This is a genomic window from Pseudomonas sp. MWU16-30322, assembly GCF_020515535.1.
GTDB lineage: Bacteria > Pseudomonadota > Gammaproteobacteria > Pseudomonadales > Pseudomonadaceae > Aquipseudomonas > Aquipseudomonas fluorescens_H.
Genome location: NZ_JAIWYL010000002.1, coordinates 570,898 through 584,724, shown reverse-complemented (window position 1 = coordinate 584,724; position 13,827 = coordinate 570,898). Strand labels below are relative to the sequence as shown.

Annotated in this window: 12 protein-coding genes; 3 read left to right on the top strand and 9 right to left on the bottom strand. The window is 58.6% G+C overall.

Features of this window, described 5'->3' with window-relative positions; translation table 11 throughout:
* Positions 1-81 precede the first annotated feature (81 nt).
* The 3 genes from kdpB to kdpF are packed head-to-tail and all read right to left on the bottom strand — an operon-like array spanning position 82 to position 3,942.
* A complete protein-coding gene (kdpB, locus tag LCH64_RS05655; RefSeq protein ID WP_103484360.1) occupies positions 82-2,139 on the bottom strand; it encodes a potassium-transporting ATPase subunit KdpB in 2,058 nt (685 codons plus the stop codon).
* A 10-nt stretch (positions 2,140-2,149) separates the two neighbouring features.
* Positions 2,150-3,844: a potassium-transporting ATPase subunit KdpA gene (kdpA, locus tag LCH64_RS05650; RefSeq protein ID WP_003226852.1), complete on the bottom strand. Its 1,695-nt coding sequence runs from the start codon at positions 3,842-3,844 to the stop codon at positions 2,150-2,152.
* An 8-nt stretch (positions 3,845-3,852) separates the two neighbouring features.
* Complete coding sequence (kdpF, locus tag LCH64_RS05645) at positions 3,853-3,942, bottom strand: K(+)-transporting ATPase subunit F (RefSeq protein WP_003226853.1); 90 nt, start codon at positions 3,940-3,942, stop codon at positions 3,853-3,855.
* A 399-nt stretch (positions 3,943-4,341) separates the two neighbouring features.
* Between kdpF and eat the strand changes: the two genes are divergently transcribed.
* The 3 genes from eat to LCH64_RS05630 all read left to right on the top strand — a co-directional run bounded on the left by eat (position 4,342) and on the right by LCH64_RS05630 (position 6,697).
* Positions 4,342-5,706, top strand: a complete 1,365-nt coding sequence (gene eat, locus LCH64_RS05640; RefSeq protein ID WP_003226855.1) for an ethanolamine permease — start codon at positions 4,342-4,344, stop codon at positions 5,704-5,706.
* A gap of 129 nt (positions 5,707-5,835) precedes the next feature.
* Positions 5,836-6,003, top strand: coding sequence for a DUF2897 family protein (locus LCH64_RS05635; protein ID WP_003226857.1), 168 nt, complete (start codon positions 5,836-5,838; stop codon positions 6,001-6,003).
* Positions 6,004-6,139: 136 nt separating this feature from the next.
* Entirely contained in the window at positions 6,140-6,697 is a 558-nt protein-coding gene (locus LCH64_RS05630) for a TetR/AcrR family transcriptional regulator (RefSeq protein WP_045122570.1), read from the top strand.
* Here LCH64_RS05630 and fabF read toward each other — a convergent pair.
* The 6 genes from fabF to LCH64_RS05600 all read right to left on the bottom strand — a co-directional run bounded on the left by fabF (position 6,694) and on the right by LCH64_RS05600 (position 13,824).
* Positions 6,694-7,968, bottom strand: coding sequence for a beta-ketoacyl-ACP synthase II (gene fabF, locus LCH64_RS05625; protein ID WP_226499706.1), 1,275 nt, complete (start codon positions 7,966-7,968; stop codon positions 6,694-6,696). The two genes, LCH64_RS05630 and fabF, sit on opposite strands and share 4 nt — an antisense overlap.
* 17 nt (positions 7,969-7,985) lie before the next feature.
* Complete coding sequence (locus LCH64_RS05620) at positions 7,986-8,783, bottom strand: SDR family oxidoreductase (RefSeq protein WP_226499705.1); 798 nt, start codon at positions 8,781-8,783, stop codon at positions 7,986-7,988.
* A gap of 209 nt (positions 8,784-8,992) precedes the next feature.
* Positions 8,993-9,328, bottom strand: a complete 336-nt coding sequence (locus LCH64_RS05615; RefSeq protein WP_226499704.1) for a helix-hairpin-helix domain-containing protein — start codon at positions 9,326-9,328, stop codon at positions 8,993-8,995.
* Positions 9,329-9,438: 110 nt separating this feature from the next.
* Entirely contained in the window at positions 9,439-11,433 is a 1,995-nt protein-coding gene (locus LCH64_RS05610) for a nucleoside-diphosphate sugar epimerase/dehydratase (protein WP_226499736.1), read from the bottom strand.
* 148 nt (positions 11,434-11,581) lie between these two features.
* Positions 11,582-12,808 carry a glycosyltransferase family 4 protein gene (locus LCH64_RS05605; protein WP_226499703.1) on the bottom strand — a complete coding sequence of 409 codons (1,227 nt, stop codon included), beginning with the start codon at positions 12,806-12,808 and terminating at the stop codon, positions 11,582-11,584.
* Positions 12,805-13,824, bottom strand: a complete 1,020-nt coding sequence (locus tag LCH64_RS05600) for a glycosyltransferase (RefSeq protein WP_226499702.1) — start codon at positions 13,822-13,824, stop codon at positions 12,805-12,807. The genes LCH64_RS05605 and LCH64_RS05600 overlap by 4 nt, the downstream gene beginning before the upstream one ends.
* Positions 13,825-13,827: the final 3 nt, after the last annotated feature.

Here is a 13,827-nt window from a genome sequence, read left to right as displayed (position 1 = left end):
GGTGGCCGGGTCGGGCCTGCTTCGCAGCCCAGCGGGAGCAAGCTCCCTCGCCACAAAAAGCGGCGCCCGGCCAGTCAGTCGTTACACCAGATGCAGCGCCGTCAGCAGCATGTCGATCGCCTTGATCCCCACGAACGGCACCAGAATCCCGCCCAGTCCGTAGATCAGCAGATTGCGCCGCAGCAGTGCCGCGGCACTTGCTGCCTGTACGCGCACTCCGCGCAATGCCAGTGGAATCAGCACCACGATGATCAGGGCGTTGAAGACGATGGCCGAAAGGATCGCGCTCTGCGGACTGGTCAGGTGCATGATGTTCAGCACCCCCAGTTGCGGGTAGATCGCGGCGAACAGCGCCGGCAGAATCGCGAAGTACTTGGCGACGTCGTTGGCGATGGAGAAAGTCGTCAGCGCGCCACGGGTCACCAGCAATTCCTTGCCGATCTGTACCACGTCCAGCAGCTTGGTCGGGTCGCTGTCGAGGTCGACCATGTTTGCGGCTTCGCGTGCGGCTTGCGTGCCGTCGTTCATCGCCATGCCGACGTCAGCCTGGGCCAGCGCCGGAGCATCGTTGGCGCCGTCGCCACACATCGCCACCAGACGACCGTCGTTCTGCTCATGACGAATGCGTGCGAGTTTCTTCTCCGGGGTGGCTTCGGCAAGTACGTCATCGACGCCCGCTTCTGCCGCAATGGCCGCCGCGGTCAACGGGTTGTCACCGGTGACCATCACCGTACGAATCCCCAGTTTGCGCAGCTCGGCGAAACGCTCACGAATGCCTGGCTTGACCACGTCCTTGAGGTGGATCGCACCGAGCAGTTTGCCGTCGGCGCAAACCAGCAACGGCGTACCGCCGCTCTGCGCGATCTTGTCGATTTCCCGCGACAGCGCCGGGGCCAGATCGGAGCGTTGTTGACCGAGGAACGCCAGCAGCGAATCGACTGCGCCCTTGCGGTACACGCGGCCCTGATAGTCGATACCGGACAAGCGGGTTTCCGCGCTGAACGGCACCGCTGTCAGGCTATCCAGCGCCGGCTCGGTTTGCGGGTGAAGACCGCGCAGGTACTCGACGATGGATTTGCCTTCGGCGGTTTCGTCCGCCAGCGAGGCGAACAACGCGCCTTCGGCCAACTCGCGACCACTCACGCCCGGCGCGGCATACACCGCGCTGCAACGGCGGTTACCGAAGGTGATGGTGCCGGTCTTGTCCAGCAGCAGCACGTGCACGTCACCGGCCGCTTCCACTGCACGCCCGGATTTGGCAATCACGTTCAGCCGTACCAGTCGATCCATCCCGGCGATACCGATAGCCGACAACAGGCCACCGATGGTGGTCGGAATCAGCGTGACCAACAGCGCCACCAGGAACACCAGCGGCAGGCTGCCGTTGGCGAAGTGGGCGAACGGTTGCAGGGTCACGACCACCAGCAGGAAGATCAGGGTCAGGCCGATCAGCAGGATATCCAGCGCGATTTCGTTGGGGGTCTTCTGGCGTTTGGCGCCTTCGACCAGCGCGATCATACGGTCGAGGGTCGATTCACCGGGGTTGGCGGTGATCTTCACCAGCAGCCAATCGGACACCAGGCGCGTGTTGCCGGTGACCGCCGAGCGGTCGCCGCCGGACTCGCGAATCACCGGCGCCGATTCACCGGTGATCGCCGCTTCGTTGACCGCGGCGATGCCTTCGATGACTTCGCCATCACCGGGGATCATCTCCCCCGCTTCGACGCGCACCACATCGCCTTTGCGCAGGTTGGCGGCGGGCACCACCTGGAAGCTGCCATTGGCCATCTTGCGTCGTGCGCTGAGGCCTTCGCTGCCAGCCTTGAGGCTGTCGGCGCGGGCCTTGCCGCGACCTTCGGCCAAGGCTTCGGCGAAGTTGGCGAACAGCACGGTGAACCACAGCCACAGGGCAATCTGCGCGGCGACGAACGTCGGCACGACGTTGTCCGGGATGAAGCACAGCACGGTGGTGAAGATCGCCGTCAGTTCGACCACCAGCATCACCGGCGAACGCACCAGCTGGCGCGGGTCGAGCTTGACGAAGGCTTGCAGCAGCGCCGGACGCCACAGGGCCGAGATCGCGGTTTTCGCTTGTTCCGGTGCCTTGACGGCAGCGGGTTTGATTGCAGGCATATTCATGATCTATTCCTTAGAAACCCATGCTCAGGTGTTCAGCAATCGGACCCAGCGCCAGCGTCGGCAAGAACGTCAGGCCGCCCACCAGCAAAATGGTCACGGTCAACAGAGTCACGAACAGCGGGCCATGGGTCGGGAAGCTGTTCTGGCCGATCGGTGCGGTTTTCTTCATCGCCAGGCTGCCGGCCAAAGCCAGTACCGGAAGGATGTAACCGAAGCGACCGATCAACATGCCCAGACCGAGCATCAGGTTGTGGAACGGCGTGTTGGCGCTCAGGCCACCGAAGGCCGAACCGTTGTTCGCGCTGGCCGAGGTGTAGGCATAGAGCAACTGGCTGAAACCGTGCGGGCCGGGGTTACTGATGGTCGCCGCCGGGCCAGGCAGAGTGGCGGCAATCGCACCGAGCACCAGTACGCCGACCGGCATCACCAGCAGGGTGACGACCAGCAATTGCACTTCCCGCGCCTGCAGTTTCTTGCCGAGGTATTCCGGGGTGCGGCCAATCATCAGGCCGGCGAGGAACACCGCGATGAGCACGTTGAGCAACATGCCGTAGAGCCCGGCACCGACGCCGCCGAAGATCACTTCGCCGACCATCATGTTGACCAGCGCGACCATGCCGCTGAGCGGATTGAGGCTGTCGTGCATGCCGTTGACCGACCCGTTCGACGCCGCGGTGGTGGTCACCGACCACAGCACGGTGGCGGTGGTGCCGAAGCGTGCTTCCTTGCCTTCCAGCGGTGCAGTCTGCTCGACGGCAACGTTGTTCAGCGCAGGGTTAGGCTGATATTCGGCCCACAGCGAAGTCGCGCCGCCGATCAGGAACAGTGCGAGCATGCAGGCGATGATCGCGCGGCTCTGACGCAGATCCTTGACGTAGTGACCGAAGGTGAACACCAGGGCCACCGGGATCAGAATGATCGAAGTGACTTCGAACAGGTTGCTCCACGCGGTCGGGTTCTCGAACGGGTGCGCCGAGTTGACACCGAAGAAGCCACCGCCGTTGGTGCCCAATTGCTTGATCGCAATCTGACTGGCCGCCGGGCCGAGCGGGATCACTTGATCAACGCCCTGCATGGTCACCGCGTTCACATATTGCGCGAAGGTCTGCGGTACGCCCTGCCACACCAGGTACAGCGCCAGCAGCAGGCACAGCGGCAGCAGGCCGTAGAGGGTGGCGCGGGTCATGTCGACCCAGAAGTTGCCCAGGGTCTTCGCCGACTTGCGACCGATGCCACGGCACAGTGCAACCAGCACGGCGAGGCCGGTAGCGGCGCTGACGAAGTTCTGCACAGTGAGGCCGACCATCTGGCTCAGGTAGCTGAGGGTCGCTTCACCGCTGTAGGACTGCCAGTTGGTGTTGGTCATGAAACTGACCGCCGTGTTGAACGCCTGAGTCCATTCCTGGCCCGGCAGGTTTTGCGGGTTCAGCGGCAGGTGATCCTGGAACAGCAGGATCGCAAACAGCAGCAGGAAACCGGCGAGGTTGAACGCCAGCAAGGCCAGCGTGTACTTCTGCCAGCTCTGTTCAGCCTGCGGATCAACCCCGGAAATGCGATAACAGCCACGTTCGACCGGGCCCAGAATCGGCGTCAGCCAGGTGCGCTGACCTTCCATCACCTTGTAGTAAAAGCGCCCGAGGAACGGCGCCGGTAACAACACCACCGCAAAAAACGCGAGGATCAGCCAATAGTCATAACTGTGCATAGCCGCTCCTAGCCCCGATCCGCGCGCAATAGCGCAACCAACAGATAAATGAACAGCCCGGCTGCCAACAGCAGGGACACCCCGTCCAGAACGCTCATGGAAGATCTCCGTGTTACGGCGTATTGCCGCTTGTCGGGGCATTGTCGGAAAGGAGGCTGTAAAGGCGCGAGACCGAGGGGGTTGGCTGGGCATAAAGAAAGCGTAAAGAGTGGGTTTATGCGTTCGTTACAGGTGGGTTTTGCGTCGTATGGGCTGGCCTCTTCGCGAGCAGGCTCGCTCCCACAATTTGAAATGCATTCCCCTGTGGGAGCGAGCCTGCTCGCGAAGACGGCATAACCGCCTACATCGCACCCAACTGGCGCACAAAACGCAGCTATCCCACCGCGAACATCCCCGATACGACAGCTTTCTTCACATTACGACCTGACTCACAGCAATGGCACGCCCACTGCACACACCCTCCCCCGAGCTTTCCAAACCGTTCAGGGAGCATGCGCATGAACACACAACTCAAACCCACGCTGGGCACCTTGCACCTGTGGGGCATCGCCGTCGGGCTGGTGATTTCCGGCGAGTATTTCGGCTGGAGTTACGGCTGGGGCGTGGCCGGTACACTGGGCTTTCTGGTGACCTCGTTCATGGTCGCGACCATGTACACCTGCTTCATTTTCAGCTTCACCGAACTGACCACTGCGATTCCGCATGCGGGTGGGCCGTTCGCCTACAGTCGCCGAGCCTTCGGTGAAAAAGGCGGACTGATTGCCGGGCTGGCCACGCTGATCGAATTCGTCTTCGCGCCGCCGGCCATCGCCCTGGCGATTGGCGCTTATCTGAATGTGCAGTTTCCGGCGCTCGATCCGAAACATGCAGCGGTCGGCGCATATATCGTCTTTATGGGTTTGAACATTCTTGGTGTGAAACTGGCGGCGACGTTCGAACTGATCGTCTGCGTGCTGGCGGTGATCGAATTGCTGGTGTTCATGGGCGTGGTCGCGCCAGCGTTCAGCTTCAGCAGTTTTGCCCTGAATGGCTGGGCCGGTTCCGATGTGTTCGGTGTGCCGGCGATTGCCGGGATGTTCGCCGCGATTCCGTTTGCGATCTGGTTTTTCCTCGCCATCGAAGGCGCAGCAATGGCCGCCGAAGAGGCCAAGGATCCCAAGCGCACGATTCCCAAGGCCTACATCAGCGGGATCCTGACCCTGGTGTTGCTGGCAATGGGCGTGATGTTCTTCGCGGGTGGTGTCGGTGACTGGCGCACCCTGGCGAACATCAACGATCCGTTGCCGCAGGCGATGAAGACTGTGGTCGGCGACAACTCCGGCTGGCTGCACATGCTGGTGTGGATCGGCCTGTTCGGCCTGGTGGCGAGTTTCCACGGGATCATCCTCGGCTACTCGCGGCAGTTCTTCGCCCTCGCCCGCGCCGGTTACCTGCCGGCATCGCTGGCGAAACTCTCGCGCTTCCAGACTCCACACCGGGCGATCATCGCCGGCGGCATCATCGGCATCGCCGCGATTTACAGCGACGGCTTGATCAACCTCGGCGGCATGACCCTGACCGCCGCGATGATCACCATGGCGGTGTTCGGCGCGATCGTGATGTACATCATGAGCATGCTCAGCCTGTTCAAACTGCGCAAATCCGAACCGAATCTCGAGCGTACTTTCCGTGCGCCGTGCTACCCGTTGATTCCGCTGATCGCGCTGGTGCTGGCGGTGGTGTGCCTGATCGCCATGGCCTGGTTCAACGCGCTGATCGGGCTGATTTTCCTCGGCTTCATGGCAGTCGGCTTCGGCTACTTCCTGCTCACCGGGCAGTTGCGCGCTGACGCTCCGGCCGATGCGATGCTGACCGGCCGCTGAGGGATTTCAGATACACCGGGCATAACCAGCCTAGAATGGAACCACTGCGAACTCACTTCGCTCAAAAGTGGTATGCAGCGTCGCACGGCGAAATCCTCGCCCGTCGAACTGCCCTTAAGGAGAGCCGTTATGCCCTGGTATGCCTGGTTGATTCTGGTCGTTGCAATCGGCTCGATCGTTGGCGGATTGATGATGTTGCGCGACACCGCCAACAAGGTTGAACTGACCGATGAAGAACGCAAACGCGTTGCGCAGCGCAACGCCGAAGCGGACATCAAGGACGCGCAGGATCGCTGAATGAAAAACCCCGCCTGAATCGGCGGGGTTAGTTTTTTATGGCTTTGGACTTATCCGCACGCTTTTTAGAAGTAGAAGTACAGTCACCATTTAATTTTCCGTGGTTAAGATGGTGGCCTTGTCGCGGAGAGTCGAAATGCGTTACTCGCAGGATCACAAAGCCCAGACCCATCAGCGCATCATCAAGGAAGCCTCGGCGCGCTTTCGCCAGGACGGTATCGGCGCCACCGGTTTGCAACCATTGATGAAAGCGCTCGGGCTGACCCATGGCGGGTTCTATTCACATTTCAAGTCTAAGGACGAATTGGTGGAAAAAGCCTTGCAGGAGGCTGGCGCGCAGCTGGACGCGCATTGCGCCATGCTGTTCTCCGAGGAACGCCCGCTGGAGGCGTTCATCGACAGTTACCTCTCCGAATGGCACTACAGCTCTGCGCACGAAGGCTGCCCTTTGCCGACCATGTCCTCGGAAATGGGTCTGCGCGGTCAGCCCAGCCCGACCACCGACGCGGTGCTCAACAGTCGACTGGAACAAGTGCAAAACACGCTGGAAGGCCCATCCGCCGCTGATCGCAGCATTGTCATTATGGCCACACTGGTTGGTGCTCTGGTGCTCGCACGCAGCGTCGAAAATCCGCAGTTGGCCCAACGGATTCTCGACGTCACACGTGACACCCTGAAGAAAGATCAGGACTAGCCTTCCCAGCGCTTGAACAGCACGCTGGCATTCACCCCGCCAAAACCGAAGCCGTTGGACAACGCATATTCAATCGGCATCGACCGCGCCTGGCCGTGAACGATGTCCACGCCCTCGCTCGCCGGATCGGGATTGTCGAAGTTGAGCGTCGGCGGCACCACCTGATCGCGGATGGCCAATAACGTGAAGATCGCCTCCAGCCCGCCGGCCGCGCCGAGCAAATGCCCGGTAGCGGACTTGGTGGAAGTGACGGCGATTTTGTTCTGCTCGCCAAACACACTTTTGATCGCCGCCAACTCACCCAGATCGCCGACCGGGGTGGAGGTGGCATGTGCGTTGAGATGTTGCACCTGATCCGGCGCGATACCGGCCTGAGCCAGCGCCAACTGCATCGCCCGTCGTGCACCACTGCCGTCCTCCGGACCGGCGGTCAGATGATAGGCGTCGGCACTGGTGCCATAACCCACCAACTCGGCCAATGGCTGTGCACCACGTGCCAGCGCATGCTCAAGCGACTCGATCACCAGCAAACCCGCGCCCTCCCCCATCACAAAGCCATCGCGACCGCTGTCAAAGGGCCGCGAAGCGCGCTCGGGAGTGTCGTTATAGCCGCTGGACAACGCTCGCGCGGCGGCAAAACCGGCCAGGCTGACCCGATCGATGCAGGCTTCCGCCCCGCCGCAAACCGCAATATCCGCTTCACCGGCGCGAATCATCCGCGCAGCATCGCCGATCGCCTGGACCCCGGCAGCACAAGCAGTCACCGGTGCACCCAATGGGCCTTTCAAAGCATGCTGGATCGACACATGCCCGGCCGCCAGATTGACCAGAAACGATGGGATGGTGAACGGCGACAGACGACGCGGGCCACGACTGTCGGTGGTGCGTACAGCGTCGGCTATTGCCCCGAATCCGCCAACACCGGAGCCGATGATCGTTGCGGTGCGCTCCTGATCCCTGGCCTCGGACGGCTGCCATTCGGCCTGCGCCAACGCCTGGCGCGCCGCTTCCATGGCGAACAGGATGAAGCGATCCATCTTCTTCTGCTCTTTGGGTGGCGTGGCAAGGTCCGGATCGAAACCGGCCTCGACGTCCTCTGCCGCCGTTGGCACCATCCCGGCGACCCGGGTCGGCAGATCTGCACTCACCGCGTCCGGCAAATTGCGCAAGCCCGAGCGCCCGTCCAGCAAGCGCTGCCAGACAACCTCGACGTCACTGCCCAAAGGAGAAACCAGGCCCATACCGGTGACAACAATTCGACGCTGACTCATACCGCAGTTACCTCTGATCAATTTTTGTAGCGTTGCGCCGCCGAGCTGCGCGACAGATTCGGCGCCATGACATGCCGTGCACGCACGAATGCCTGCCATTCACCTTCGTCAGGCAGCGACGGGATGGTGATCAACTCACCCTGATCCAGACCGGCCAGCGCCGCATCCACCATCTCACCGGCCTCCATCACCATCTCCGCCGGAATACCACTGGCGTCGATGCCCGAGCGCTCCCAGATTTCAGTACGGGTAACGCCAGGCAACACCGCTTGCACCTTCACGCCAGTGCCTTCTAGCTCGGCGTTGAGCGATTGAGTCAGGCTCAACACATAGGCTTTACTCGCACTGTAGGTCGCGTTGAAACGCTCCGGAAACAGCGCCACCACCGAGGCGATGTTGATGATCGTGCCGCGTCCAGCCTCGGCGAAACTGGCGGCTGCTGCTGAGGCCAGCAACGTAACGGCGGTGACGTTCAACTGGATCAGACGCTCCAGTTGCTCGGCGTCGGAATTGGCCAGCAAGCCATCGGCTGCAACCCCGGCGTTATTCACTAACAGGCTGATGCTCGAATCACTGCGCAGGCGTTGCTGGAGTTTCAGCACATCGTCCTTTTGTGTCAGATCGGCTTTGAGCACTTCGACCTGGACACCATGGGTCTCGCGCAACTGGTTCGCGGCGTTTTCCAGACGCTGCTGATCGCGGGCGACCAACAGCAAATCAAAACCACGTGCTGCCAGCCGCTGCGCGTAGATGGCACCGATACCTGATGATGCCCCGGTGACGACGGCCGTACCTTGAGACTGGACTGAACTCATGAGAGCGCTCCTGAAATACTTTGGGATTGGCCCTCAGCGTTATTTGCATGAAGGCGGCGGAAATTATTATAGGCATAATCTCACAGCTATATGATACCCATAATTTTCAGCCCACCGACAAACGCAACGCAGCTCCCTTTGGCGAATCTCTGACATCAGAAAACAGAAAGGCCGGTCAATGACCGGCCCCTTGGCGTTGAATTATCAGCTTAGTTCACTTCCAGCTTGTCGCGATTGCGGTCCAGGATCGCCTTGCCGATGCCCTTGACTTCCAGCAGCTCATCCACCGAGGCGAATGGCCCATTAGTATCACGATACGCAACAATCGCTTTGGCTTTCGCCTCGCCTACTCCGGACAACTGTTTTTGCAGAGTTGCTGCGTCGGCGCCGTTGAGATCGACCTTTTCACCTACAGATACCGTTACCGCCTCCGTCACCATCGTTGCCTTTTCTGCCTGAGGGGCCGCAACAGGTGCCGCAATCGCGGCGATCGAAGCACTTGTGAGGAAGGCGAAAACCAGGGAGTAGAAAAAACCGTTACGCATAAATGACGCTCCATCATCGTTTGAGAAAGCAGCTTTTCCGAAGCTGCTCCTCAAACTTAGGCGATGGTTGGCGGGTGTCAAAAATGCGTCTATTACAGAATGTGAAACAATCAGGGTTCGAGACGGCGTTGCTGATAAATCCAGTCGACGATTTCGCCGTCGGGGGTGTAGCCGCTGACGGTTTCGCGCAGCAACTGACGCACGCGTGAGTAATCATCCTTTTCGACCGCGACGAGCAATTCGTGCAGGCGAGCCTTGAGTACATCCCAAGGAAGGTGATCCTCGTTGGCGGTCATGATCATCGGATGGGGTGTTGCTGCCACGTTGTCGCCGATCAACAGCTCCTCGTAGAGCTTTTCACCTGGCCGCAAGCCAGTGAACTCGATGGAAATATCGCCCTGCGGGTTGCGCTCGGAGCGAATGCTCAAGCCCGACAGGTGGATCATTTTTTCCGCCAACTCGACAATCCTGACCGGTTCCCCCATGTCCAGCACGAAGACATCACCGCCCTGCCCCATGGACCCGGCTTGAATCACCAGCTGCGCGGCTTCCGGAATCGTCATGAAGTAGCGAGTGATCTTGGGATGGGTGACCGTCAGCGGGCCGCCTGATTTGATCTGGCTGTGAAACAGCGGGATCACCGAACCCGACGAGCCCAGCACATTGCCGAAACGGACCATGGTGAATCGGGTTTTGTTTACCCGTGAAACATTAGCTTTGTCGCCAAACAAAACGGGAGCAATCTCGCGGCTGAGGGCCTGCAGCGTTAACTCGGCGAGTCGCTTGGTGCTGCCCATGACATTGGTCGGTCTTACCGCCTTGTCGGTGGAGATCAAGACGAAGTTGGCTACACCTGACTGAAGCGCGGCCTGAGCGGTATTCAGTGTACCCATGACGTTATTGAGCACGCCTTCGGCGATGTTGTGCTCAACTATTGGTACGTGCTTGTAAGCGGCGGCGTGGTAAACGGTGTCCACACGCCAAGTCTTCATGACGTCGAGAAGCTTACTCTGATTGCGGATAGAGCCGAGGATCGGAAGCAGTTTGACCGAAACCGACTCCCGAACAGCACGTTGCTCCAACTCCGAAAGGATGCTGTAAAGGTTGAATTCGCTGTGTTCAAACAAAAGAAGCGTGGTCGGTTTTAGTAAAAAAATCTGGCGACAGAGTTCTGATCCAATCGACCCGCCTGCCCCCGTCACCAAAACTGTCTTGCCTTTAATGCAGTGCTCGAGCAAATCATGTTGTGGGGGCACCGCATCGCGTCCCAGCAAGTCAGCGATGTCGACTTCTTGAATGTCTTCTACTTTTACACGGCCGCTGGCCAAGTCGGTGAAATTGGGTACGCTACGCACATGCAGCGGAAAGCCCTCAAGGAAATTAAGGATCTCCCTACGTCTGGCTCGCGTCGAAGATGGGAGCGCCAACAATACTTCCTGCGCACCAGTCACATCGATCATTTGCTGGATATGTTTTGGCTTATAGACCTGTAATCCCGAGATTGATCGATCTGCAATACTTGAGTCGTCATCGATGAATGCTACCGGACGCATCACCCTCCCCATGCGCAACGCAGCGACCAACTGGTTACCCGCCACACCCGCACCATAAATCGCTACTTTGGTAAGGCCATCGTCGCGATTGGTAAACGGGACATGTTGGGCAGCCGTAAACCAGTCGCCCATGAAATATTGACGCATGCACAGGCGCAAGCCACCGATGATGACGAGACTGAGCCACCAATAGTTGAAAATGATCGAACGCGGAACCACGGCTTCGTGGTTGCTGTACCAATACACCACCAACGCGAGAATCAGCGATGACAGACTGACCGCCTTGATGATGGCCACCAGCGCATCATTGCCGAAGTACCGCATCACCGCGCGGTACATGCCAAAACGGATAAACAGGGGGATCGCGATAACAGGCGCGCAGATGAACAGCCAGACATGAACTTTGAAGGGATTGATCATTTCATCAATACCCAGACGCACGATAAATGCCATCCACAGCGCCATCCAGACAAGAACGACGTCCGTCAGCACCTGGATCAACCGTTTCTGTCGCCGCGGTAGTTCCAGCAAAAACATGCGCAGCCTATCCATAAACCCCTGTTCCAATGTGCCTCACTCCTTGCATCAATCGGTCAACAGATTGTACGTAGGTAAGGATCAACGTCACAGATATATTATGACAAGAGGTCGAGCCCGCCGATATTCCGTCGCCCAGATAAGCAAGTCAGGCCCTCGAAGCTCAGCGGGACTTGCGCAGCGAAAGATCATTGAAGTACTCAATCAGTTGCGAGACCCGGCCCGGAAGGTAAAAGTGCTTGAGGAAAAACTCGCGCCCGCGCTGTCCCATCTCGGCAAGACGCTGCTGATCGGTGCCATACAGCGCCAGAACTGCATCAGCCAGCGCTTGTGGATCTTGCGCGGTGCAACTCAAGCCGGCATCCGCCTCGGCCAGCATCAAGGCGGTCTGACCATTACAACTGGCAATAATGGGTTTGCCGGCGGCCAGGTAGCTTTGGAACTTGCTGGGGATCGTCCGGGCGAAAATCGGATCGTCTCGCAGCGTTAGCAGCAAAACAGAAGACGCCGCATAAACGCTGGTGATTTCTTCAGAAGAAACGCGCCCCGTCAGCTCGACGTTATCCAGTCTTTCATCACGAATCTTTTCGGCGATGGTGGCTTCCATACTACCGCTTCCGACCAGAAAGAAACGAATATCGGAGTATTCCCGCAAAATCTTCGCCGCCTCGACTATTGTCTGGCAAGACTGTGCCACCCCAATATTACCGGCAAAGACCACAGAAAAACGACCGGAGAGGCGGCCGACGTTGAAGTTGTCCGGCGTCTTTGTAGTAACCGGTTCCAGCGCAGAGTTAGGGAAGAATCTGATCTTCGACCAATCACGGCAGAGGCGTTGAACAGAATCACGAAAGCCTTCTGACTGGATGAGGATCGAGTCGGAGTATCGATATATGTAACGTACAACGTACTCGATACCCTTGAGGACCTTGCCATTGTTAATGAATCCAGTCGCCTTCAAGGATTCGGGCCAGATGTCCTGAACCCACAAAGCAAGACGTGCACGTTTGAGCCACGACACGTAAATGGCCGGCAACGCCTGCAACAAAGGAGACGGCGCATAAACGAAGACAACGTCAAACTTCAATCCGCGCAATACCCAAGGCCCCAGAAAATAGCCCGAAAGAATAAAGGACAGATAATTCAGTATCAGTCCCTTAGCCGAATTTTTCCCGCGTGGATACAGAGGCAAACGTATGACCTTCGCGCCCTTGTAGTCCTCGGTCTGACAACCCGTCGAACGATATCCGGCGAAAATCTTGCCTTCCGGGTAGTTGGGTTTCCCGGTAAGCACAGTGACCTCGGCACCCTGGCTTGCCAGCTCGGCTACCACTTCGTTTATATGAAAGTTTTCCGGCCAGAAATACTGCGTCCATACCAGAACCTTCATCGCATTACTTCCCTGAGAAACACTTCAGGCCCGTGTATTGCCTGTGTTGGTTGACCGTATCCAAGATGACGTTTTACTGCGCGAGCAATCGACGTGCGCGAGGCAGGATCAAAGGTTTGTACTGGCTCGACTATATCTCGAACATAATCCAGCTCGGCGGCGATGATCGGCAATTGGCGTGAATTGGCTTCGATCAGCGGCAATCCCAAGGATTCACTGATCGATGGATAAATCAATGCGCTTGATTGGTCATACAACGCGCTGACTTCGCGGGAACTCAACTGGCCAAGATTGAAAACATTCAAGTCCCACTTCCGCTTCAATTCCTCGATCTGGAATGACAAAGCAGTATCGAACGGCACAGTCAACGCCAGACTCGGGCGCAAGCCCTGTTCTGCCAGCAGGGACCACGCGGCAATCAGTTTCTGATGATTTTTATGGGGTTCCGCACTGGCCACATAGACAAAATCGTAGATTTTTTCAGCAGGCACGTCAGCCTGATCAACATCCGCAAGCACAAACGGGCAGACGACGACCGGGGTTTGCTCCCCCAGAAATCCGCGAAGCTGCTCCGCCATGGATGGCGTCTGTACAACGAATTTATCGATACGCGTGGTAAACGCCTTCAGCATCAAGCGCTCGCCCCAGAGGCGAACCCTCGTTTTGATCGGATAGGATTTGAGGCTGTCTGATGAGAGGAGGATTCTGTTTTGCAAGAAGACTGTCACTTGCCCTTTCAAGGGAAACAAAGGCACCAACCCGTGAAAGCACAAGACTGTATCGCTCGCTTTTACGCGGCTGCGCAGTCGCCACTCAGCAGCCAACCGGGAAAACAACGTCGGGCGCACCCAATGCCGTTCGGCGCGTCCCGGTTTCATCCCGGCTTTTGCCCTCAAATCCAGCTGTTCGAAATCAATATTCGACTCCGCCACGCCATAGAACACCTGCAACAAGTTCAGGCCCCCGCCGACATGAACATTCGGTGCGTGGAGAAACAGTCTTTTAGGAATATTCAAGAG